A 23147-nucleotide genomic window follows, 5' to 3' on the forward strand; every position below is an offset into this window, starting at 1 on the left:
CAAAATATATTTAGTAAAAACACCAATTAGCATATGAGCAACTCTACTTACATTCTTGATGATAAATTATTAGCTTCTAGTGGAGCACGTTTTTTAAATTATATTCTAGATCTATTATTTTTTTTCATTGTCTTTATGATGATTATTTTTTTTCTCGGCATTTTAATTGGCTTAGGATTTACAGATTTGGGAATTTGGATGGACAATTTGGGAGATTTTGGATGGAATATTATTGCAATTGTTATTTCGCTTACGTATTATCTGGTAATGGAAGGACTGTTTGCAAGATCGATTGCAAAATTTATCACTGGAACTGTAGTAGTTGATGAAAACGGACAAAAACCTGATTTTGCCACTATTTTTAAGAGAAGCTTATGCCGTTTTATTCCGTTTGATGCACTCACTTTTTTAGGAGGATCAAGAGGATGGCATGATTCTCTTTCTCACACTTATGTAGTTAACAAAAAAGCTTTGGAAGAAGAAATGAGAATGTTTCAAGAATTCAATTTAATTGGAATTAACGAAGTAATTTGATAGAATTAGTAGAATTTAACTATCTAACTATTATTTTTCTCATTTAAAAAGCCTATTTTTGTTGCAGAATAATATGGAATTGTTCATTTTAGGAAAATCTAAAATCTAGATTCTATAATCTAAAATATAAAATAGTGCTTTCAAAGAAAACAAAATACGGAATTAAAGCTTTAACTTATTTAGCTAGACGTGAGAATAATGAGCCTGTACAAATTGCAGAAATTGCAAAAAGCGAGCATATTTCAATTAAATTTTTAGAAAGTATTTTGTTGCTTCTGAGAAATTCTGGTTTTCTGGGGGCTAAAAAAGGAAAAGGCGGAGGTTATTATCTGATAAAAGACCCAAAAGATATCAGTATGGCAAAGGTTTATCGAATTTTGGAGGGGCCAATTGCATTGCTTCCATGTGCAAGTCATAATTTCTACGAAAGATGCGATGATTGCGATGATGAATCAACTTGCGCAGCACGCCGATTAATGACTGAAGTTCGAGATAATACCCTTAAAATATTAGAAAGCAATTCTTTAGCAGATATTGCTTTTTAATTTTTCACTATATAAGGAATATAAGTTCAGCAAAAAAACTTTACACAAAGTCTAACATGAACTTATATTTCTAATACTGTGTTTAAAAGCTTATTTAAAATATTAATTTATATCCAGCCAAGAAGAGCATTACCGCAATAGCATTTCTAAGAAACTGATCTGGCACTTTCCCGCTAAGCATACTTCCCATATAAATCCCTGGAAGCGATCCCATTAGTAATTGTCCTAGTAAGCTTAAATCTAGATTTCCCATAGAAGCATGTCCGATTCCGGCAACTAAAGTTAACGGAACAGCATGTGCGATTTCAGTTCCAACCAATCGAGGTGTTGGTAATAGAGGATATAAGAAAAATAAAGTTACGGTTCCTAATGCGCCTGCTCCAATAGAGGTTAAGGTTACAGTTGCTCCTAATAAAACGCCAATTCCAATCGTCAGCATATTTTGTGTAGTACTTTCGCTGTGGAATTTATCGCCAGCATGTTTTTGAGAAAATTTCAAAAGCTTTTTTTTGAATATAATGGCCACAGAGGTAAATAGTAATGCCCAGCCCAAACTATATTTAATGACGCGATTTATAGTTTCGATGTCGGTTTTAATGCTGTTTAAAATCCACAAAGTCAGCAATGCAGCGGGAACACTCCCTAAAGTTAGCCAGCCTGTAATTTTCCAGTTGATGTTTCCTTTTTTATTGTGTACAAATATTCCTCCGGCTTTAGTAAAAGCGGCATAAAGTAAATCGGTTCCTACTGCTGTTGTTGGGGGGATATTAAAGTATAATAAAATGGGGGTCATTAAGGAACCGCCGCCAACTCCAGTTAATCCTACAATGAAACCAACAGTTAATCCGGCAATTACAAGACCTATTTGAAAATCCATGCTAAAAAATTTGGCGCTAAAATACAATATTTTTATAATAATCCTATCGATTTTATAGAGATTAAAAAATGTATTTAACAAACAAATGTTTTTGACTCATAAATTGTTGGAATATCTTGAAATACGGCCTTATTTGTGAAATTATACTGCAAAATTCTTAAAGCTCTATTTTAGAACATAATAAATGAAGGTTTTAGGGTTTAAAAAAATAATAATATTGCTTTGTAATTTAGAAATAAGTAGTATTTTTGCAAAGTAATCTACTAACCCGATAGGGTAATGGGTTTGAAACAAATTTAAACATGTTAAATATGGAGAAAGAACTGAAAATAAATAGTGCTGATTCTTTTAAGGAAAAGCTTTGGATTGGAATTCCTGTTGTTTTACTAGTAGGTTTATTATCTGTTTTAATATATAATCATCACGCAGAATTTACGTGGGATGGATTTGTGAATGGTTTTAATGCGGAGTTTTTAGTGTTTTTGGCCATTGGAGTTTTTGCTCAATTGGTTGATGGTACTTTAGGAATGGGTTACGGAGCAACTTCAACGTCATTTTTATTGGCTTACGGAGTGCCACCAGTTGTAAGTAGTACAGCAGTTCACGTTTCAGAAATGTTTACAACGGGTGCATCTGCACTTTCGCATCATCGTTTCGGAAACATTAATAAAAAACTGGTAAAGCATTTATTGATTCCCGGAGTTTTAGGCTCGATTACAGGAGCTTACTTATTGTCTGATGTAATTGATGGCGACGTTATTAAGCCTTTTATTGCAGTTTATATGATGATTTTAGCAATTGTTATTATCAGAAAGGCATTGAAAAAGAGTATAGTAAAAAAGAAAACTAAAAAATTGGGCGCTTTAGCTGTTTTTGGCGGATTTATGGATTCTGTTGGAGGCGGAGGTTGGGGGCCAATCGTAACTTCGACTTTATTAGGAAGAGGAAGAAACCCAAGATATACAATTGGTTCAGTAAACGCTGCTGAATTTGCGATTTCATTTGCAAGCGGTATCACCTTTATGCTTTTTGGAGGAATCCACGGCTGGCAGGTGATCATCGGATTGATTTTAGGAGGAGTCGTTTCAGCGCCTTTGGCAGCTTATTTAGTAAATAAAATCAAGAGAAAACCAATGATGGTTGCCGTTGGGATTCTAATTATAATATTGAGTTTAAAAACATTATCTAAATTATTGTAAAGATAATTTTAGAAAGGAAAAGATTTATGAGTGCGATTATTGTACAAGAATTATTAGAGAAAACTAAAAATCTTTCGCTTGACGAAACCTTAGTTTTTTTAGCAAAAGAATTTCCGGGAAAAGTCATTTTTTCGACTTCTTTTGGACAAGAAGATCAGGTAATTACCGATTTAATTGCAAAAAGTGATACAGATATTAAGGTGTTTACTTTAGATACAGGAAGATTATTTCAGGAAACGTATGATGTTTTTCATAAAACATTAAAAAAATACAAAAGACCGATTGAAGTTTATTTTCCAGAAGCAACTTCAGTAGAAAATCTGCTTCAGACTAAAGGGCCAAACAGCTTTTACGATTCAGTTGAAAACCGAAAAGAATGCTGTTTTATTCGAAAAGTGGTTCCGTTGAGAAAAGCTTTGGCCGGAAATTCAGTTTGGATTACAGGATTAAGAGCCGAACAATCAGAAAACAGACAAGATTTAAGTTTGTTTGAATACGATGGAAACTTCGAAATCATCAAATTCAATCCGTTATTAAAATGGACTTTAGAAGAAGTTGAAATATATCTTTCAGAAAATAATGTTCCACAAAATGCTTTACATAAACAAGGTTTCGTAAGTATTGGATGCGCGCCATGTACCAGAGCGATTTTCCCTGGAGAAGATATTAGAGCTGGAAGATGGTGGTGGGAATCAAGCCATAAAGAGTGCGGGCTGCATAGTGCTAAGAAAGAATAGATAGAAGAAAGAAGCAAGAGGCAAGACTTTTTTAGAGAATAGAAAATAGATTATAGAATAAAGAGTGGAGATTTTTAGATCAGGCAAACTTGAAACTTAAAACTTGAAACTAAAAAATATCAAACAAAAAAACAATGAGTTCAGTATTAAAAACAAACGCTTTAGAGAGTGAAGCGATATACATTTTCAGAGAAGTAATTTCACAGTTTGACAAACCGGTTTTACTTTTCTCAGGAGGAAAAGATTCTATTACGTTAGTGCGTTTGGCGCAAAAAGCATTTTTCCCTGCTAAGATTCCGTTTCCTCTTTTGCACGTTGATACGGGACACAATTTTCCTGAGACAATCGCTTTCAGAGATAAATTGGTAGAAGAGTTAGGTTTAGAGTTGATTGTTCGTAATGTTCAGGATGCTATTGATGAAGGAAAAGTGGTGGAAGAAACTGGAAAATATTCTAGTAGAAACAGTTTGCAAACAACAACACTTTTAGATGCAATTGAAGAATTTAAGTTTGATGCTTGTATTGGGGGTGCGCGTCGTGATGAAGAGAAAGCGCGAGCTAAAGAACGTATTTTCTCTGTTCGTGATGATTTCGGACAATGGGACGAGAAAAATCAAAGACCTGAATTGTTTGATATTTTAAATGGAAAAATTGAAAATGGACAAAACGTTCGTGTTTTCCCAATTTCAAACTGGACAGAATTAGATGTTTGGAGTTATATCGAGAAAGAAAAAATCGAGATTCCATCAATCTATTTCTCACATAAAAGAAAAGTTTTTTTGAGAGACGGTTTAATCTGGTCGCATTCTCCTTTTGTGTACCAAGAAGAAGACGAACAAATCGAAGAAAGAATTGTTCGCTTCAGAACCGTTGGAGATATGAGCTGTACAGCAGCAGTTGAATCTTACGCAGCAACAATCGAAGAGGTTGTGGGCGAAATCAGATCATCAACCATTTCTGAAAGAGGCGCCAGAATCGACGACAAACGTTCTGAAGCTGCAATGGAAAAAAGAAAACAACAAGGATATTTTTAATTGATAATTAATAATTAACAATTGATAATTAAAAAGTAGAATCAAAAAAACAAAAACATACAGATTTATAAGTTTCGAGAGAACATGAAACCTGAAACTTTAAACCTGAAACAATATATAAGATGGACGTTTTAAAAATAGCAACAGCAGGAAGTGTAGATGACGGAAAAAGTACTTTAATCGGAAGATTATTGTACGATACAAAATCGTTGACAACTGATAAAATAGAAGCAATCGAAAAAAGCAGTAAACAAAAAGGATACGATTACCTTGATTTTTCCTTGGCAACTGACGGACTAGTAGCAGAAAGAGAGCAAGGAATTACGATTGATGTTGCACACATTTATTTTTCGACTGCAAAGAAAAGTTACATTATTGCCGATACTCCTGGACACGTAGAATACACTAGAAACATGGTTACAGGAGCTTCGACTTCTCAGGTTTCTATCATTTTGATTGATGCCAGAAAAGGCGTTATTGAGCAAACATACCGTCACTTTTTCATCAACAATTTATTGAGAGTAAAAGAAGTAATCGTGGCCATCAACAAAATGGATCTGGTTGATTACTCAGAAGAGGTTTTCAATAAAATCAAAGCTGATTTTGAGGCTTTAAATGCAAAAAGTACTTTCAAAGAGCAAAACGTAAGCTATATTCCGTTAAGCGCGATCAATGGTGGAAACGTGGTTGATAAATCAGAAAATATGCCTTGGTACGAAGGACAAACGGTTTTAGAGCATTTAGAAGGATTGCATTCTCATGATGTTTACGAAGCAGGAAAAGCGCGTTTTCCAGTTCAGACCGTTATTCGTCCAAAAACAGAAGAATACCACGATTTCAGAGGATACGCTGGAAAATTGTACGGAAACTCTATTAAAGTTGGAGATGCAGTTACAGTTCTTCCATCGTTAACAGAATCAAAAGTATCTAAAATTCACTTTTTCGATAAGCAATTTGATGAAGCTACAGCAGGTTCTTCAATTACAATCGAATTAGAAAATGATATCAATGTAACGAGAGGTGATATGATTGTAAAATCAGATGAGCTCCCAAAAATTGAAAAAGATATTACGACAACAGTTTGCTGGATGGACAGCAAAAAACTCGTTCCAGGAACAAAATACTTGGTACAACATAATACAAACAGAGTTTTAGCAAAAGTAGAAAGCATTAAAAATACTATTGCAACAGATTATTCAGGAACAACTCCGGCAACACAATTAGCAATTAACGAAATCGGAGAAGTGAGCATCAAATTAAGCAAACCGTTATATTTTGATCCGTACAACGAAAACAAATCAAACGGAGCTTTCATCTTAATTGATACAGCAACAAACACAACAGCAGGAGTAGGGTTTATTCGATAATTGATCGTAAATGGTTTTGGTTGATAGTTATCTGCCAGCAAACCAACAACCAGCAACTGACAACCAAAAACTAAAAAGAAATGGAAAGTTTTAGAACAGAAATAGAAAATCCGGTAGTTCAGAAGGAGATTATCGAATTAGAAAAAAAGATTCACTTATTCCGCGGAGGAAAAATTGATGATGAGCGTTTTCGTAGTCTTCGTTTGGCTCGTGGAATCTACGGTCAGCGTCAGGAAGGTGTTCAGATGATTCGTATCAAATTGCCTTATGGTAAAGTAACCAGCGAGCAGTTGAGAAGAATTACAGAGGTTTCAGATAAATATTCAACAGGCCGTCTGCATATTACAACACGTCAGGATATTCAGATTCACTACGTGAGTTTAGACAGAACACCTGAGCTTTGGTCAGAATTAGCAAAAGACGATATTACATTGCGTGAAGCATGTGGTAATACAGTTAGAAATATTACAGGAAGTGAATTGGCAGGAGTTGACGTAAACGAACCATTTGACGTTACGCCTTATGCGCACGGGATGTTCCAATACTTATTAAGAAACCCAATCTGTCAGGAAATGGGGCGTAAATTCAAAATTGCGTTCTCTTCTTCAGACGAAGATACGGCTTTGAGCTATTTGCACGATTTAGGATTTATACCGAAAATTAAAGACGGACAAAAAGGTTTCAAAATCATGTTTGGAGGAGGTTTAGGATCTCAGCCAGCACATGCAGAATTGCTTTCAGAGTTTGTTCCAGTTAACCAAATTATACCAACGGCAGAAGGAATCATCCGTATTTTTGACAGATATGGAGAACGTGCTAAAAGAATGAAAGCACGTATGAAATTCTTAATCAAAGAAATCGGGAAAGATGCCTTTTTAGAATTGGTTGAAAATGAGAAAAAAGCGATTGCTTTTGAAACATATGAAATCGACACCACTGCTTTTGAAGGGCCAATTGCAGAACCAGTTTTAGAAGTTCCGCAAGTTACAATTGAAGATACAGAAGCGTATGAAGCGTGGAAAAAATCGAATGTAATTAAGCAAAAGCAAGAAGGTTATTACGCTATTGGAATCAAAGTTTTATTGGGAGATTTTTACACTGATAAAGCAAGATTATTAGCCGATTTAATTAAAAATTACGCAGCAAACGAATTACGTTTTTCATTGCGTCAAAATATTGTAATACGTCACGTAAAAGAAGAGAATCTTCCTTTCTTTTATCAAGAATTAGCCAAACTTGACTTTGTTCATTTAGGATATAATTCAGTTGGAGATATTACGGCATGTCCGGGTACAGATACTTGCAATTTGGGGATTGCAAGTAGTACCGGTATTGCAGAAGAATTAGAAAGAGTTTTAAAAACAGAATATCCTCAGTATTTAAACAACCGTGAAATCGAAATTAAAATTTCAGGCTGTATGAATGCTTGCGGGCAGCATAATATGTCTGCAATTGGATTCCAAGGAATGTCTATCAACTCAGGAAAATTAGTAGCTCCGGCTTTACAAGTTTTGTTAGGAGGAGGAAGATTAGGAAACGGAGAAGGACGTTTTGCTGATAAAGTAATCAAAATTCCTAGCCGTAGAGGGCCAGAAGCATTACGCACTATTTTAAATGATTTTGATGCTAATGGAAATGGAGAAAAATTCCTGAATTATTACGATTCAAAAGGAGAAAAATACTTCTACGAAATTTTAAAACCATTATCTGATGTTACCAATTTAACGGAAGCTGATTTTGTAGATTGGGGTAACGCGGACAATTACGTAAAAGCAGTTGGAGTTGGAGAATGTGCCGGAGTTGTGATCGATTTAGTAGCTACATTATTGTTTGAAGCTAAAGAAAAATTGATTTTGGCTCAGGAATCTTTCGATGAGAAAAAATGGTCAGATGCGATTTACCATGCTTACGCCGGATTTGTAAACGGTGCAAAAGCTTTACTATTGGCAGAAAACCAAAAAACAAATAATCACGCAGGAATCGTGGATTTGTTTGATACTGTTTTTATTGATACTAATAAAATCGAATTAAACTCAACTTTTAAAGACTTGGTTTACCAAATCAATAAAAACGAACCATCTGAAGCTTTCGCTAAAGATTACATTGCACAAGCAACAGTTTTCTTTGATAAAATCGAAACTTTCAGAGCACAGGAATTAGCAAATGCATAATATAAAACCCAAAATAACTTTAGTCGGTGCAGGTCCGGGCGATCCCGATTTACTGACGCTCAAAGCTGTAAAAGCATTGGCTGAAGCTAATGTGGTTTTATATGACGCTTTGGCCAACGAAGAAATTCTAGATTACGCGCCAAAAAATGCCATCCGAATTTTTGTTGGAAAAAGAATTGGGAATCATGCTTATACGCAAGATCAAATCAATCAATTGATTGTAGATAATGCACTGACATACGGAAACGTGGTGAGATTAAAAGGTGGAGATCCATTTATTTTCGGAAGAGGTGGAGAAGAAGTTGATTTTGCAGAAAGTTTCGGAATCGAAACAATCGTAGTTCCTGGAATTTCATCTGTAGTCGCAGTTCCAGCAATTCAAGGAATTTCGATAACAAAAAGAGGAGTTTCAGAAAGCTTTTGGGTAATTACGGGAACAACTTCTGATAGAAAATTATCATCAGATGTAGCTTTAGCAGCACAATCCTCTGCCACAGTAGTGATTTTGATGGGAATGCACAAATTGTCTCAAATTATCGATTTATTTCAAAAAGAAGATAAAGGAAACTTACCTGTTGCAATCATCCAAAACGGAACAACAGCTGAAGAAAAAGTTGGCGTAGGCACAGTCGATTCGATTTTAGAAGTTGTAAAACAAAAAGAATTAGGTTCACCAGCGATTATTGTTTTAGGCGAAGTTGTCCGTGAAAGCAATAAGCTAAAAGGATTTTACGAAGAATTTCTATCAAAAGAAACCATTCGTTAAAATTGCATGTTCCTCAGGAACATTTGATTGACAACCGATTTTGTAGCGTCAGGTTTTAACCCGAAGTTTGCATTATTAATTGTTCCGTTAGGAACAACATATTGGTAACATGGAACAAAACGAATTATATCCCATATTTCTAAAGCTTCACAATTTAAATGTATTGATTGTTGGTGGAGGAAATGTAGGTCTGGAAAAGCTTTCTTTCTTGCTCAAGTCAAGTCCGAATGCAAATGTTGAGGTAGTGGCAAAAGAATTTCATTTAGAAATAAAAGTTCTGGCCGAAAAACATCCTTCGATAACATTAACAAGATCGAAGTTTAAAAAGAAAATGCTCAAAAAACGTCACATGGTAATTGCCTGTACAGACGATTTGAAAGTAAATAAAAAGGTTTACGATTTAGCGAGAAAGCGCTATTTGATTTGCAATATCGCCGATACGCCAGATTTATGCGATTATTATCTGGGCGGAATCGTAACAAAAGGAAATGTCAAAATCGCCATTTCAACAAACGGAAAATCGCCGACGACAGCCAAAAGACTTCGGGAGTTTTTCGAAGAAGTAATTCCAGAAGATATCAATCAAATGGTTGAGAATCTGAATGAATACCGAAAAACCTTAAAAGGCAATTTTGAAGAAAAGGTTAAAAGAATGAACGAGATTACCTCTTCATTAAAAAATAGAGAGTAAAAAGTTTCGGAAAGAAATTAATGATAAAAATCATTGAAAGTACAAGGATTTATTCGTTTCTTTGCGTTATTAAGAATGATTATAAACAATAACATAATGATTAAAACAGATATACTTATAATTGGAGCAGGGCCAACAGGTTTATTTGCCGTATTTGAGGCAGGATTGTTAAAATTAAAATGCCACATTTTAGATGCGCTTCCACAAGCAGGAGGGCAACTATCAGAGTTATATCCAAAAAAGCCAATTTATGATATTCCTGGATTCCCAGAAGTTTTAGCCGGAGACTTAATCGACGGATTAATGGAGCAAATTAAGCAATTTGAGCCAGGATTTACTTTAGGAGAACGTGCAGAAACAATCGATAAGCAAGAAGACGGAACTTTCATTGTAACCTCAAACAAAGGGACTAAATTCCACGCGCCGGTTATCGCAATCGCGGGAGGTTTAGGAAGTTTCGAACCTCGTAAGCCACTTATTGAAGATATCGAGTTTTATGAAGATAAAGGAGTAAAATACTTCATTAAAAATCCTGAGAAATTCAGAGATAAAAGAGTTGTTATTGCAGGAGGAGGAGATTCAGCATTAGACTGGTCAATTTTCTTAGCAAACGTAGCTTCAGAAGTAACTTTGATCCACAGAAGAAACGAATTCAGAGGAGCTCTTGATTCAGTAGAAAAAGTACAGGAATTAAAATCAGCAGGAAAAATTAAATTAATTACTCCGGCTGAAGTTATCGGAATCAACGGTGCAGAGCACGTAGAATCTTTGGACATCGAAGAAAATGGAGCACACCGTAAAATCGAAACGGATTATTTTATTCCACTTTTCGGATTAACACCAAAATTAGGTCCAATCGGTGACTGGGGATTAGAAATCGAGAAAAATGCTATCAAAGTAAACAATGCATTAGATTACCAAACTAACATTCCGGGAATCTTCGCAATTGGAGACGTAAATACATACCCAGGAAAATTAAAGTTAATCCTTTGCGGTTTCCACGAAGCCACTTTAATGTGTCAGGCCGCTTACCAAATCATCAATCCAGGTAAAAAATATGTATTGAAATATACAACAGTTTCTGGAGTTGATGGTTTCGACGGAACTCGTAAAGAAGCTCCAAAAGCAGTTGTGAAGGCGATTGTCTAAGACGCTAAGATTCTAAGACGCTAAGATTTATATAGAAGCTCAAACTTTTAGTTTGGGCTTTTTTTTATTACCATGAATAATCCCAGAGAGATGAAATATTTGTAGAAAAGAAATTATTCGTTTTGCAAAAGAGCTCCAGCGGAGCGACATATATGTCGCTCCGCTGGAGCTTTTGTGTTATGCTCATTGTTTTTCTATAAATATTATGCTCCTCCGGAGCTAAAAGGCACAGGCAAAAACACAATGAAAATCTTAAACATTTTTTATAAACACAAAACACATAAAAAAATATAGCCAGTGGTTTCAACCACTGGAAGACAACGAATAAACGCATCGCATAATCACAATACGTTCCCGCGGTTGAAACCGCGGGCTATATTTGAAAAACAGAAACTAAAAAAAACTTAGAAACTTAGAATCTTAGAGTCTCAGCATCTTAAAAAAAACATTTGCAAATCGAATTGCCATTTCATACCTTTGCACTGTTCTTAAAATTATTGTTAGTTATCACGAAAGGCGGAGGGACAGACCCAATGAAACCTTAGCAACCCTTTACCATAAAGAAGGTGCTAAATTCTACTTTTTACTAATTTTCAAGTATTAAAGATAGATAACACAAATACATTACAAGTATTTCTCAAAACTTTTCCAGACAACGTACAATATTTACCGAAGCAATTCAGTAGAAGGAGCGAATCATTGGCGCATTTTGCAGTCAGTAGTTCCCGCTTTCGCCTATATCTCTCCATTTCATTGCGAGGATACCGGCTCAATCGGGGCTAATGAGCCAGCAATAGTGCACTTTTGGAAATAAAGTGAAAAAAGTATCCGAAGCAAACCTAACAGGTTTTTTAAAACCTGTTAGGTTTAAACTTCACAATCATAATAAAAAAACTTAGCATCTTAGAACCTTAGTATCTCAGAAGCTAAAAAAAGAGCCATGGCAATAACAATTCAAGAAGCAATAAAAAAAAATATCTTAATCCTTGACGGAGCAATGGGAACAATGTTGCAACGCTATAATTTCTCAGAAGAAGATTTCAGAGGAGAGCGTTTCAAAGATTTTCCGCATCCGTTAAAAGGAAACAACGATTTACTATCCTTAACACAACCACAAGCAATCCGCGATGTACATGCCGCTTATTTTGAAGCAGGTGCCGACATCGTAGAAACCAATACTTTCTCTGGAACAACAATCGGTATGGCCGATTATCACATGGAAGATTTGGTTTACGAGTTAAACTATGAATCGGCAAAACTTGCGCGCGAGGTTGCCGATGAGTTTACCGCAAAAAATCCAGAAAAACCACGTTTCGTAGCCGGTTCAATTGGCCCGACAAACCGTACTGCAAGTATGTCGCCAGATGTAAACGATCCAGGTTACAGAGCCGTAACGTTTGACGATTTACGAATTGCGTACAAACAACAAGCAGAAGCTTTAATGGATGGTGGCTGTGATTTACTTTTAGTAGAAACCATCTTCGATACATTAAATGCAAAAGCGGCACTTTTTGCAATCGAAGAAGTAAAAGAAGAACGCAATCTTGATATTCCAATCATGGTTTCTGGAACAATTACCGATGCTTCAGGAAGAACACTCTCTGGACAAACTGTTGAAGCATTTTTGATTTCAGTTTCACATATTCCGTTATTAAGCGTAGGATTCAATTGCGCTCTTGGTGCCGATTTGTTGAAACCGTATTTGAAAACATTAGCGCATAACACAAGTTTTAATGTTTCGGCGCATCCAAATGCAGGATTACCAAACGCTTTCGGACAGTACGATGAAACACCAGAACAAACTCAAGCATTCATTAAAGAATATTTAGAGGATAATTTAATTAATATCATAGGAGGTTGTTGCGGAACAACGCCAGATCATATTCGATTAATGGCTGAGGTTGCGAAGGATTATAAGCCGAGAGTTGCGCCAGTTTTTGAGTGACGTTTCCTGCAAGGTTTTCAAAACCTTGTAGGTATGTTTTAAGAAGAAATAAAGTTCTATATCATCGGAATTTATTACATTAAAATTGTAAAAGACAATTATGAGTTTAGAGAAACAACCTTATAATGAACTTATAGATAAAATTGGCAGTTTGTTGCAACAAGGAAGGCAGCAAGCTGTAAAATCAGTCAATACAATTTTGGTGCAGACATATTGGTACGTAGGTCAGCATATTGTAGAGTTTGAGCAAAAAGGAAATGAAAAAGCTGAATACGGAAGTCAATTACTGGATACGCTTTCTAATGATTTGACACAAAAGTATGGTAAAGGTTTTGGTCGCTCGAATCTTTTTCAGATACGCCAATTTTATATCAAGTTTCAAAATATCCAGACACTGTCTGGACAATTGACTTGGAGTCATTATACAGAAATATTAAAATCAAATAATGATTTAGAATTAGGCTTTTATGCTAAACAATGTCAGCATGAGCGTTGGAGTGTAAGAGAATTAAAACGTCAAATGAAGAGTTCACTGTTTGAAAGATTAGCTTTGAGCAAAGATAAAGAAGGCGTTTTGAGATTGGCTAAAGAAGGACATGTTGTAGAAAATGCGGAAGATTTGATTAAAGACCCATTTGTACTGGACTTTTTAAATATTCCTGAACAATATCAATATTTAGAAAATGAGCTGGAAGAGAAAATTATTTCTAATCTACAGCAATTCATTATGGAAATGGGAAAAGGTTTTGCTTTTATAGGCAGACAATATCGAATGAGTATTGGTGGAAGACATTTTTATTTAGACTTGCTTTTTTATCATCGAATACTAAAATGTTTTGTTTTGGTAGATTTGAAAAGAGGCGAAATTGACCATCAGGATATTGGTCAAATGAATTTGTATCTGAATTATTTCAAAAAAGAAGAAGCAACTGAGGGAGATAATGAACCAATTGGGATTGTTTTAGGCGCACATAAAAATCATATTTTGGTTGAATATGCAACGGATAGTATAACAAATAAAGTGCTCTTGAGTAAATATCAATTGTATCTACCAGATAAAAAAACACTTCAAAATCAATTGGATAAATTGCTGGAAGAATAAAATAATAAAAATTGAAACTTGGAAAACATAAATAGTCTTATGAAACCGAGATTGCGTGAGGGATAGAAGTGAAAAGCCCACAGCCTGACGAAGGAAGAGCGAGGACTTGTAACGGATAGCCCGACCCGGAGGGGCACGCCCAAATTAAAATATTGAAAAAGAATATACCTATAAGGTTTTACAAACCTCACAGAAAAAAATAGAATAAAAAACTTAGAACCTTAGTATCTCAGGATCTTAGTAACTTTAAAAAAAAATGACAGAAAAAAGAAGAGACCTTGTATTATCAGGATTAGAACCGTTGATTATTACGCCAGAAAGTGTTTTCGTGAATGTTGGCGAGCGTACAAACGTAACAGGTTCAAGAAAATTCTTGAGATTAATCAAGGAAGAGAAATATGACGAAGCACTTGATATTGCAAGACAGCAGGTAGAAGGTGGAGCACAGATCATCGATATTAATATGGATGAAGGAATGCTTGACGGTGTTACTGCAATGACTAAATTTTTGAATTTAATCGCTGCAGAACCAGACATTTCAAGAGTGCCGATTATGATCGACAGTTCGAAATGGGAAATCATCGAAGCTGGTCTAAAAGTAGTGCAAGGAAAAAGCGTTGTAAACTCGATTTCGTTAAAAGAAGGAGAAGAAGCCTTTATTCACCACGCCAAATTAATCAAACGTTATGGAGCTGCGGCTATTGTTATGGCTTTTGATGAAGTAGGTCAGGCCGACAATTACGATCGTCGAGTGGAAATTTGTGCGCGTTCGTATGATATTTTGGTGAATAAGGTAAACTTCCCTCCGCAGGATATTATTTTCGATTTGAATATTTTCCCAGTTGCAACTGGAATGGAAGAGCATAGATTGAACGCATTGGATTTTTTTAGAGGAACAAAATGGGTTCGCGAAAACTTGCCGCATGCACATATCAGCGGTGGAGTAAGTAACGTTTCGTTCTCTTTTAGAGGAAATGACGTTGTTCGTGAAGCGATGCACTCGGTGTTCTTATACCACGCCATTAAAAACGGAATGACGATGGGAATCGTAAATCCGGAAATGCTGACGATTTACGATGATATTCCAAAAGACTTATTAGAATACGTTGAAGACGTAATTCTGGACAGACGCGACGATGCAACCGAAAGACTTTTGGATTTTGCTGAAAGTGTAAAAGGTGAAGCAAAAACAGATGAAAAAGCCGTTCAGGAATGGCGTTTAGGATCGGTTCAGGATCGTATTACACATTCATTGGTAAAAGGAATCGATACTTTTATTGAAGAAGATGTAGAAGAAGCTCGTTTGGCTGCCACAAAACCAATTGAAGTTATCGAAATCAATTTGATGGCCGGAATGAATGTAGTTGGAGATTTATTCGGAAGTGGAAAAATGTTCTTGCCACAGGTTGTAAAATCGGCTCGTGTAATGAAAAAAGCAGTTGCTTATTTATTGCCTTTTATTGAAGCAAGCAAACAAGCCGGAGATAAACAAGGAAACGGGAAAATCCTGATGGCAACCGTAAAAGGAGACGTTCATGATATTGGAAAAAACATTGTTTCGGTAGTTTTGGCTTGTAACAATTATGAGATTGTAGATTTAGGAGTAATGGTTCCTCCAGAGAAAATTATTTCGGCTGCAATCGAACATAATGTAGATATCATTGGATTAAGCGGACTGATCACGCCTTCGCTTGACGAAATGGTTTATTTGGCCAAAGAATTAGACAAACAAGATATTAAAATCCCGATTATGATTGGTGGAGCAACGACTTCGCGCGCGCATACAGCCGTGAAAATTGCGCCACAATACAGAGAAACCGTAATTCACGTAAACGATGCTTCGAGAGCCGTTACTGTTGCTGGAAATCTGTTAGATCATAATAGAAAAATATATGCGGCAGATATTCGTGCAGAATACGATTCGTTTAGAGAAACGTTTTTAAATCGTTCGAGAGATAAAAATTTCTTAACGATCGAAGATGCTCGTAAGAACAAAATGCAATTGGATTGGTCTGAATATACGCCGACTAAACCAAAAGTAATTGGCGCACAAACCATCGAAGTAGAATTGGATGTTTTGGTTCCGTATATCGACTGGACGCCATTCTTCCAGACTTGGGAATTGTACGGAAAATATCCAGCGATTTTGACTGATGAGGTTGTGGGTAAAGAAGCCACTTCTGTTTTTAATGATGCTCAGGCAATGCTGAAAGTTATTTTAGCTGAGAAAAAACTAAAAGCAAAAGGTATTTACGGAATTTTCCCTGCGAATCAGGTAAATGACGATGATATCGAATTGCGCGATGAAAACGGAAAAGTATTAGAGAAATTCTTAACGCTTCGTCAGCAGTCGCAAAAAACAAAAGGTGCTCCAAACATCGCTTTAGCCGATTTTATTCTGCCAAAAGAAAGTGGAATAGAAGATTATATGGGAGCGTTTTGCGTAACCACAGGTTTTGGTGTAGATGAATGGGCTGCTGAATACGAAAAGAATTTAGACGATTATAATTCGATTATGGTGAAAGCGCTTGCGGATCGTTTTGCTGAGGCTTTCGCCGAATATCTTCACGAGCGAGTGCGTAAAGATTTCTGGGGTTATGATAGCGAAGAATCTTTAACCAACGAAGAATTGATTAAAGAAAGTTATAAAGGAATTCGTCCGGCTCCGGGTTACCCAGCTTGTCCAGATCACTTGGAGAAGCCAACGATTTGGAAACTTTTGGATGTTGAAAAACAAATTGGAGTGAAACTAACAGAAAGTATGGCAATGTGGCCAGCTTCATCAGTTTCAGGATATTATTTTGGAAATCCGAAAAGCCGCTATTTCGGACTCGGAAAAATAAAAGAAGATCAGGTGACAGATTACGCCAAACGCCGAAATGTACCGCTTGATTACGCAATGAAATGGTTAAACCCTAATATAGCAGACTAACGAAAAAGTTATTTTGGTTTCAGGTTTCAAGTTTCAAGTTACAGTAGAGAACTTGAAACATGGAACTTGGAACTTGAAACAAAAAACAAATAATGAAAGTAACAGAACATATAGAAAGAGCCAAAGGAAAAACATTATTCTCATTTGAAATTATTCCGCCTCAAAAGGGGAAAAGCATTCAGGAATTATACGATAATATTGATCCGTTGATGGAGTTTAATCCGCCGTTTATTGATGTAACCACATCTCGTGAAGAGTACATTTACATTGATCGCGGTAACGGACTTTTGGATAAAAAACTGACTCGTATGCGTCCGGGAACGCTTGGAATTTGCGCTTCTATAAAACATAAATACAATGTTGATACGGTGCCGCATTTGCTTTGCGGTGGTTTTACTAAGGAAGAAACCGAATACATGCTAGTTGACTGTCATTATTTAGGAATCAACAACGTAATGGCGCTTCGTGGCGATGCAATGAAACATGAACAATCTTTTACACCAAAAGACGGTGGAAATCATTATGCAGTTGATTTGGTAAAACAAATCAAAGATTTAAACTGCGGACAATATCTGCATGAGGTAATTGATACTGATAATAAAGCCGATTTCTGTATTGGAGTTGCAGGTTATCCAGAAAAGCACTTAGAATCTCCTTCTTTACAATCAGACTTAAAAAGATTAAAAGAAAAAGTAGACGCAGGAGCTGATTACGTAGTAACACAAATGTTTTTTGACAATGCTAAATATTTTGCTTTCGTAGAAAAAGCAAGAGAAATGGGTATCACAATTCCAATTATTCCTGGAATTAAACCAATTGCTGTTCAAAGACATTTACAAGTTTTACCGCAGATTTTCAGAATCGATTTACCAGAAGATTTAATCGATGCAGTAGACAAATGCAAAAACAACGCTGAAATCAAACAAGTCGGAATCGAATGGGCAGTTCAGCAGTCATTAGAATTAAAAGCCGCCGGAGTTCCGTTTTTACATTATTATTCAATGGGTAAATCTGAGAATATACGCCAGATTGCAAGTCAGGTTTTTTAATTGCACACGCATAGAACTTTGTCAAAGTTTAAAACTTTGACAAAGTTGTTGAGGTCTAGTTGTCGTTCCTCGCAATGACCAACAGGCTTGGAATTTTTGTATTTTTAAATTTTGGAATTTAACTTTTACAGTCATGAAACAAGAAGAATTACAAGCCATAGCCTCTCAATTGAAACATCCATCGGGAGAAAAAGGAATTGAAATGGCCAATATGATGAACGAAACGAACATCAATATGACCAAACATTCGATTCTGAATCTCAATATTTCAAACGAAAACAGAATTTTGGAATTAGGCCACGGAAACGCAGGTCACGTAGAATTTCTGTTTGAACAAGCCGAAAAACTAAAATATTACGGACTGGAAATGTCGGAACTGATGTTTCAGGAAGCACGCCAGATTAATAGAAATTTTGTTTCTCAAAAACAGGCTTTTTTTTCAATTTATGACGGAAATACGATTCCATTTGAAGATGGATCATTCAATAAAATTTTCACTGTAAATACGATTTATTTTTGGCAAAAGCCTGAAGAATTGCTTTCAGAAATTTATAGAGTTTTAAAATCGAACGGTACTTTCTGTTTGACATTTGCCGAAGAAGATTTTATGAAAACATTGCCTTTTACACAATACGAATTTGAATTGTACAGTACACAAAAAGCGCAGGAATTAATCAAAAAATCAGAATTTAAAATCGTTTATACAGAAACACAGACCGAAAAAGTAAAAAGCAAAACCGGAGAATTGGTTGACAGGGCTTTTACGACTATTGTTTTGGAGAAATAAATGAAATTTTTAAACGCATAGAAACATAGATTTTTTTAATTTTAACTGAGAAGAATTAAAAGAAAAACAAATTTTTCGCACATAGTCTATGTTTGTTTAAACAAATGAAGAGAACTATGTTTCTATGTGTTTGGAAATATAAAGCTTGCTGAATTCTAAATCCTTTTATCATTATGGAAGTTAAGAAAATCAATTTTTTGCAGAGTTACAGCAGTATTTTATGGCTTCTTGGCGGAATCATAATCGGGAGCATTTTCGGGTTAGTATTTGGAGAAGATGTTTTGATTATAAAACCCCTTGGCGATATATTTCTGAATTTACTTTTCACAGCTATTATTCCGCTTATCTTTTTCACGATTGGTTCTTCGGTCGCTAATCTGGAAAGAACAGAAAAGCTTGGAAAACTGTTTGTCATAATGTTATTGGTTTTTCTCGCTACCATTTTGATTTCGGCAATTGTGATGATTTGCGCGGTTTATCTTTTTCCAATTCATGAAGATATAGCAATTGCTAAAGTTCCGTTTGAAGAAGTTGCGTCAGGATCAGCAGGAGATCAAATTGCGAAACTGCTTACAGCCAATGATTTCTTCGAATTATTGTCTCGAAAAAGTATGTTGGCACTGATTATTTTCTCTTTTTTAGTCGGATTTGCCACATTACAATCAGGAGAAAAAGGAAATTCCTTCAAAAGTTTTCTAGATTCAGGAAACGAAGTAATGAAACAGCTTTTGAATATTATCATGAAATTGGCGCCTATTGGTTTAGGAGCTTATTTTGCTTATCAGGTTGGTGTTTTCGGACCACAATTGCTAGGAGTTTATGCAAAACCTATGGCAGTTTATTATGCGGCTTGTGTCTTCTATTTCTTTGTTTTTTTCAGTTTATATGCGCTTGTTGCTGGCGGAAAGAGAGCTTTTAAAGTTTTTTGGAGCAACAATATAATGCCTTCTTTAACAGCGGTAGGAACCTGCAGTAGTATCGCAACGATTCCAGCCAATTTAGCTGCAGCAGAAAAAATGGGAATTCCAGCACATGTTAGAAACTTAGTGATTCCGCTTGGAGCGCCTTTGCATAAAGACGGTTCGAGCATGTCATCTATCTTAAAAATAACTTTTTTATTTGCCATGTTTGGTAAAGATTTTTCAGACCCTATGACGATTCTTTTGGCACTCGGAATTACAGTTATCGTTTCGATTGTCGAAGGAGGAATCCCGAATGGAGGTTATATTGGTGAAATTTTAGCGATAACAGTTTATGGTTTTCCTATGGAACAAGCTTTGCCAGTTGCCATGATTCTAGGGACACTGGTAGATCCAATTGCTACTTTATTAAATGCAAACGGAGATGTAATCAGCTCGATGATGGTTTCGAGATTCTCAGAGAAAACGAAGTGGTAGCTTTTCTTTAAACACACACACACACAATTTTTATTAATCTTTCTCATCCGCGCAATCTGTGCGACATAACTAATACAACAAACTTATGAATTCAATATTACAGCATGATCTCAATAATTTTGAGAATATTTTAGAAAAAACAAAACAGCAGGGAATTGATTTTCTCAATAATATCGAAAATATTCCCACATCGAATACTTATTCGATTGATCCTAAAACAGTCTTAAACGAATTGGGTTTGGGATCTATTGAAGCTTTAAAAGAATTTAATGAAAGATTGGCTTCTTTGATAGTTTCTTCGTCAGGTCCAAGATATTGGGGATTTGTAACAGGAGGTTCAACACCAGCCTCTATAGTAGGAGACTGGCTGGCATCGGTTTACGATCAAAACACGCAGTCAGTTACATCCCAAGGCGGGAATTCAGCTTTAATAGAATTTGAAACTATTAATTTATTATTGCAATTATTAGAGCTTCCTGATTCATTTTTAGGCGGATTCGTTACAGGCGCGACGATGTCAAATTTCACTTCTCTTGGAGTTGCTAGACAATGGTTTGGGAAACAGTTAGGAAAAGATTTTGCTAAAAACGGAGTTTCAGAACCAATCAATATCTTAACAGCGACACCCCATTCTTCTTCTATAAAATGTTTGTCGCTTTTAGGAATTGGAAGCCAGAATTATACGGTTGTAAAAACAATTGAAGGGAACCGTGAGGCTTTGGATATTGTTGATTTAGAAGAAAAAATCAAAGCTTTAAACGGAAAACCTTTTATCCTTATTTCGAGTGCAGGAACGGTAAATACTGCCGATTTTGATGATTTTGAAGCCATTGCAACACTAAAAGAAAAATACAATTTCTGGTGGCATATTGATGGTGCTTTTGGCGGATTTGCTGCGGTTTCGGAAAAATACAAACACTATGTAAAAGGCTGGGAGGGCGCTGACAGTATTACTATTGATTGTCATAAATGGCTGAATGTGCCATATGAAAGTGCTTTTTATTTGATTAAAAAAGAACACATTAATCTTCAGATTGAAACCTTTCAGAATTCAAATGCGCCTTATTTAGGAAATGCACTGGAGAACTTTAATTATCTAAATGTGCTTCCCGAAAATTCACGCCGTTTGCGTGCACTCCCTGTGTGGTTTTCGCTTAAGGCTTACGGAAAAGAAGGTTTCAGAGATCTTATTGAAGATAGCACAGCATTGGCTTTGCATTTTGGAAATGCTTTAATAGAAAATGATTTTGAACTTTTAGCACCAATTCGTTTGAATAATGTCTGCTTTACGTTGAAAGGAGAACACAATCAAGAAAAAGTAAGTCAGTTTTTATCTGCTCTGAATGATACAGGAAAAGTATTTATGACGCCTACAGTTTATCAAAACAGAAAAGGTATTCGCGCTTCTTTTGTGAATTGGAGAACCACAGAAGATGATGTGAAAGTTGTAATTGAGGAAATGCGAGAAGTGCTTTCAAAAATATAAACCTTATAAAAGTAGAAGAGCCTGTTTGAAGGAACAGGCTCTTGACTAACACAAAAAAAAACAAAAAACAAGGTATTTAAAGAACGAAATTTATATACGGTATGTAAATGCAATTGTTGCTATAGAAGAATTATGCATGACTTATAGTGGCATTTAAAATTTGATTTGCCAAATATAATATTATTTATAACAAGTCTAAATAAAAATAATAATTATTTTTTTTGAAAAAACCTATATTTCTCTGATTTGTAGAAAAAAGACAATAAAAAAAGCGGTTTGTTTTTTATAAAACAAACCGCTTTTCTAACTGAAGATCGTGACTGTGACTGAAAACTAACTTACTTAGTAATTTCTCTAAAAACAGCTTCCAGATTTTTATTTTTCTGATTCAATTGTAAAGTTTTTAATCCATTTTCGTTGGCAAAGTCAAAGATGGCAGGACGCATATCTTTGTCTGTGACAAAAATCAGTTCCCATGTCATGTCATGTGTATTTATGTACGAAGAAATATTTTCTAGTTTAGCCAAAAGTTGTTCTTCAACTTTGTAATCAAACTCTACTTCAATAACTTGCTTTTTGTCGGCAGTTACCAAATGGTCTAATTTATTGTCTGCAACGATTTGTCCTTTGTCAATAATTATGACACGATCGCAAATTGCTTCGACTTCCTGCATAATGTGTGTGGATAAAAAAACTGTTTTATTTTTCCCCGCATTTTTGATCACATTACGAATTTCCATTAACTGATTCGGATCCAGACCTGTAGTTGGTTCATCCAAAATTAAAACTTCTGGATCATGAAGTAAAGCATTTGCCAATCCAACGCGCTGACGATATCCTTTAGAAAGCTGTCCAATCTTTTTATGGCTTTCTGGTGTCAGTCCTGTCAGTTGAATAACTTCTTCGATTCTTGATTTTGGCACGTTATAAACATCGGCATTAAATGCCAAATACTCACGAACATACAAATCCAAATACAACGGATTATGTTCTGGTAAGTACCCAATCGAGCGTTGCACCTCTTTTGCGTTTGTCATGACATCGTGACCATTTACAAGGGCTGAGCCACTATCGGCAAGTAAATAAGTGGTCAAAATTTTCATCAACGTAGATTTTCCAGCTCCGTTTGGACCAAGAAATCCTACGATTTCTCCTTTCTCAATTTTAAAAGAAATTTCATTTAAAGCTTTTTGCTCTCCGTAACTTTTTGATATGCTGTTTACTTCTATCGACATGACTTTTTATTTGCTACAAAAGTAAACAGAAATAGTCTCGATTGCTAAAATTTTATCTTTTAAAGTAATCATAAAAAAAATGGGCAGCCCTGCATTCACGGCATTGTTATTGTTAAGGGAATGCTAAAATTAAAATAAAACCCA

General features: G+C 35.5%; 19 protein-coding genes and 1 riboswitch. Of the genes, 17 read left to right on the plus strand and 2 right to left on the minus strand.

Annotation, left to right across the window (positions count from 1 at the left end; translation table 11 throughout):
* The first annotated feature begins 33 nt into the window (after positions 1 to 33).
* Both FF52_RS14370 and FF52_RS14375 read left to right on the plus strand, forming a co-directional pair.
* Positions 34 to 534 carry an RDD family protein gene (locus tag FF52_RS14370; RefSeq protein WP_008466591.1) on the plus strand — a complete coding sequence of 167 codons (501 nt, stop codon included), beginning with the start codon at positions 34 to 36 and terminating at the stop codon, positions 532 to 534.
* A gap of 134 nt (positions 535 to 668) precedes the next feature.
* A complete protein-coding gene (locus tag FF52_RS14375) occupies positions 669 to 1079 on the plus strand; it encodes an RrF2 family transcriptional regulator (RefSeq protein WP_008466594.1) in 411 nt (136 codons plus the stop codon).
* Between the two features lie 94 nt (positions 1080 to 1173).
* Here the strand turns inward: FF52_RS14375 and FF52_RS14380 are convergent, their stop codons facing one another.
* The gene (locus FF52_RS14380) at positions 1174 to 1956 is read right to left on the minus strand and encodes a sulfite exporter TauE/SafE family protein (RefSeq protein ID WP_008466596.1); all 783 of its coding nucleotides are present in this window, start codon (positions 1954 to 1956) and stop codon (positions 1174 to 1176) included.
* Between the two features lie 311 nt (positions 1957 to 2267).
* Here FF52_RS14380 and FF52_RS14385 point away from each other — a divergent pair, with 311 nt between their 5' ends.
* The 15 genes from FF52_RS14385 (at position 2268) to FF52_RS14455 (ending at position 21768) form a co-directional block, all read left to right on the plus strand.
* Positions 2268 to 3155 (plus strand): sulfite exporter TauE/SafE family protein, encoded by an 888-nt coding sequence (locus tag FF52_RS14385; protein ID WP_123906987.1) that lies wholly within the window; start codon positions 2268 to 2270, stop codon positions 3153 to 3155.
* Between the two features lie 26 nt (positions 3156 to 3181).
* A complete protein-coding gene (locus FF52_RS14390; RefSeq protein WP_008466599.1) occupies positions 3182 to 3892 on the plus strand; it encodes a phosphoadenylyl-sulfate reductase in 711 nt (236 codons plus the stop codon).
* A gap of 134 nt (positions 3893 to 4026) precedes the next feature.
* The gene (gene cysD, locus FF52_RS14395) at positions 4027 to 4926 is read left to right on the plus strand and encodes a sulfate adenylyltransferase subunit CysD (protein WP_008466601.1); all 900 of its coding nucleotides are present in this window, start codon (positions 4027 to 4029) and stop codon (positions 4924 to 4926) included.
* 122 nt (positions 4927 to 5048) lie between these two features.
* The gene (locus FF52_RS14400) at positions 5049 to 6293 is read left to right on the plus strand and encodes a sulfate adenylyltransferase subunit 1 (protein ID WP_008466602.1); all 1245 of its coding nucleotides are present in this window, start codon (positions 5049 to 5051) and stop codon (positions 6291 to 6293) included.
* Between the two features lie 80 nt (positions 6294 to 6373).
* Positions 6374 to 8464 carry a HEPN domain-containing protein gene (locus tag FF52_RS14405; protein WP_008466603.1) on the plus strand — a complete coding sequence of 697 codons (2091 nt, stop codon included), beginning with the start codon at positions 6374 to 6376 and terminating at the stop codon, positions 8462 to 8464.
* Positions 8457 to 9230 (plus strand): uroporphyrinogen-III C-methyltransferase, encoded by a 774-nt coding sequence (gene cobA / locus FF52_RS14410; protein WP_008466605.1) that lies wholly within the window; start codon positions 8457 to 8459, stop codon positions 9228 to 9230. The genes FF52_RS14405 and cobA overlap by 8 nt, the downstream gene beginning before the upstream one ends.
* A 109-nt stretch (positions 9231 to 9339) precedes the next feature.
* Positions 9340 to 9921 carry a precorrin-2 dehydrogenase/sirohydrochlorin ferrochelatase family protein gene (locus tag FF52_RS14415; RefSeq protein ID WP_008466607.1) on the plus strand — a complete coding sequence of 194 codons (582 nt, stop codon included), beginning with the start codon at positions 9340 to 9342 and terminating at the stop codon, positions 9919 to 9921.
* A gap of 96 nt (positions 9922 to 10017) precedes the next feature.
* Positions 10018 to 11070: an NAD(P)/FAD-dependent oxidoreductase gene (locus tag FF52_RS14420; protein WP_008466609.1), complete on the plus strand. Its 1053-nt coding sequence runs from the start codon at positions 10018 to 10020 to the stop codon at positions 11068 to 11070.
* A 501-nt stretch (positions 11071 to 11571) separates the two neighbouring features.
* Positions 11572 to 11687, plus strand: a riboswitch (SAM riboswitch).
* 323 nt (positions 11688 to 12010) lie between these two features.
* Complete coding sequence (locus FF52_RS14425) at positions 12011 to 13015, plus strand: homocysteine S-methyltransferase family protein (RefSeq protein WP_008466611.1); 1005 nt, start codon at positions 12011 to 12013, stop codon at positions 13013 to 13015.
* Positions 13016 to 13115: 100 nt separating this feature from the next.
* Positions 13116 to 14117 (plus strand): PDDEXK nuclease domain-containing protein, encoded by a 1002-nt coding sequence (locus FF52_RS14430; RefSeq protein ID WP_008466613.1) that lies wholly within the window; start codon positions 13116 to 13118, stop codon positions 14115 to 14117.
* A 256-nt stretch (positions 14118 to 14373) separates the two neighbouring features.
* A complete protein-coding gene (gene metH / locus FF52_RS14435; RefSeq protein WP_008466615.1) occupies positions 14374 to 17049 on the plus strand; it encodes a methionine synthase in 2676 nt (891 codons plus the stop codon).
* 92 nt (positions 17050 to 17141) lie between these two features.
* Positions 17142 to 18098 (plus strand): methylenetetrahydrofolate reductase [NAD(P)H], encoded by a 957-nt coding sequence (gene metF, locus FF52_RS14440; protein ID WP_008466616.1) that lies wholly within the window; start codon positions 17142 to 17144, stop codon positions 18096 to 18098.
* 133 nt (positions 18099 to 18231) lie between these two features.
* Positions 18232 to 18885 carry a class I SAM-dependent methyltransferase gene (locus tag FF52_RS14445; protein WP_008466617.1) on the plus strand — a complete coding sequence of 218 codons (654 nt, stop codon included), beginning with the start codon at positions 18232 to 18234 and terminating at the stop codon, positions 18883 to 18885.
* 173 nt (positions 18886 to 19058) lie between these two features.
* The gene (locus FF52_RS14450) at positions 19059 to 20282 is read left to right on the plus strand and encodes a dicarboxylate/amino acid:cation symporter (RefSeq protein WP_008466618.1); all 1224 of its coding nucleotides are present in this window, start codon (positions 19059 to 19061) and stop codon (positions 20280 to 20282) included.
* Positions 20283 to 20367: 85 nt separating this feature from the next.
* Positions 20368 to 21768, plus strand: coding sequence for a pyridoxal phosphate-dependent decarboxylase family protein (locus FF52_RS14455; protein WP_008466619.1), 1401 nt, complete (start codon positions 20368 to 20370; stop codon positions 21766 to 21768).
* Between the two features lie 338 nt (positions 21769 to 22106).
* Here FF52_RS14455 and gldA read toward each other — a convergent pair whose 3' ends face one another.
* A complete protein-coding gene (gene gldA, locus FF52_RS14460) occupies positions 22107 to 23003 on the minus strand; it encodes a gliding motility-associated ABC transporter ATP-binding subunit GldA (RefSeq protein ID WP_008466620.1) in 897 nt (298 codons plus the stop codon).
* Between the last annotated feature and the right edge of the window lie 144 nt (positions 23004 to 23147).

Origin of the sequence: Flavobacterium sp. F52 (genome assembly GCF_000278705.1) — a bacterium.
Taxonomy (GTDB): domain Bacteria; phylum Bacteroidota; class Bacteroidia; order Flavobacteriales; family Flavobacteriaceae; genus Flavobacterium; species Flavobacterium anhuiense.

Excerpts from the sequence above, each read along its gene's own strand:
- FF52_RS14455 (WP_008466619.1), top strand. The coding sequence starts at position 20,368 with ATGAATTCAATATTACAGCATGATCTCAATAATTTTGAGAATATTTTA.
- metF (WP_008466616.1), top strand. The coding sequence starts at position 17,142 with ATGAAAGTAACAGAACATATAGAAAGAGCCAAAGGAAAAACATTATTC.
- FF52_RS14405 (WP_008466603.1), top strand. The coding sequence starts at position 6,374 with ATGGAAAGTTTTAGAACAGAAATAGAAAATCCGGTAGTTCAGAAGGAG.
- FF52_RS14450 (WP_008466618.1), top strand. The coding sequence starts at position 19,059 with ATGGAAGTTAAGAAAATCAATTTTTTGCAGAGTTACAGCAGTATTTTA.
- FF52_RS14390 (WP_008466599.1), top strand. The coding sequence starts at position 3,182 with ATGAGTGCGATTATTGTACAAGAATTATTAGAGAAAACTAAAAATCTT.
- FF52_RS14425 (WP_008466611.1), top strand. The coding sequence starts at position 12,011 with ATGGCAATAACAATTCAAGAAGCAATAAAAAAAAATATCTTAATCCTT.
- FF52_RS14420 (WP_008466609.1), top strand. The coding sequence starts at position 10,018 with ATGATTAAAACAGATATACTTATAATTGGAGCAGGGCCAACAGGTTTA.
- FF52_RS14400 (WP_008466602.1), top strand. The coding sequence starts at position 5,049 with ATGGACGTTTTAAAAATAGCAACAGCAGGAAGTGTAGATGACGGAAAA.
- cysD (WP_008466601.1), top strand. The coding sequence starts at position 4,027 with ATGAGTTCAGTATTAAAAACAAACGCTTTAGAGAGTGAAGCGATATAC.
- cobA (WP_008466605.1), top strand. The coding sequence starts at position 8,457 with ATGCATAATATAAAACCCAAAATAACTTTAGTCGGTGCAGGTCCGGGC.
- FF52_RS14385 (WP_123906987.1), top strand. The coding sequence starts at position 2,268 with ATGGAGAAAGAACTGAAAATAAATAGTGCTGATTCTTTTAAGGAAAAG.
- FF52_RS14380 (WP_008466596.1), bottom strand. The coding sequence starts at position 1,956 with ATGGATTTTCAAATAGGTCTTGTAATTGCCGGATTAACTGTTGGTTTC.
- FF52_RS14370 (WP_008466591.1), top strand. The coding sequence starts at position 34 with ATGAGCAACTCTACTTACATTCTTGATGATAAATTATTAGCTTCTAGT.
- FF52_RS14430 (WP_008466613.1), top strand. The coding sequence starts at position 13,116 with ATGAGTTTAGAGAAACAACCTTATAATGAACTTATAGATAAAATTGGC.
- FF52_RS14445 (WP_008466617.1), top strand. The coding sequence starts at position 18,232 with ATGAAACAAGAAGAATTACAAGCCATAGCCTCTCAATTGAAACATCCA.
- gldA (WP_008466620.1), bottom strand. The coding sequence starts at position 23,003 with ATGTCGATAGAAGTAAACAGCATATCAAAAAGTTACGGAGAGCAAAAA.
- FF52_RS14415 (WP_008466607.1), top strand. The coding sequence starts at position 9,340 with ATGGAACAAAACGAATTATATCCCATATTTCTAAAGCTTCACAATTTA.
- metH (WP_008466615.1), top strand. The coding sequence starts at position 14,374 with ATGACAGAAAAAAGAAGAGACCTTGTATTATCAGGATTAGAACCGTTG.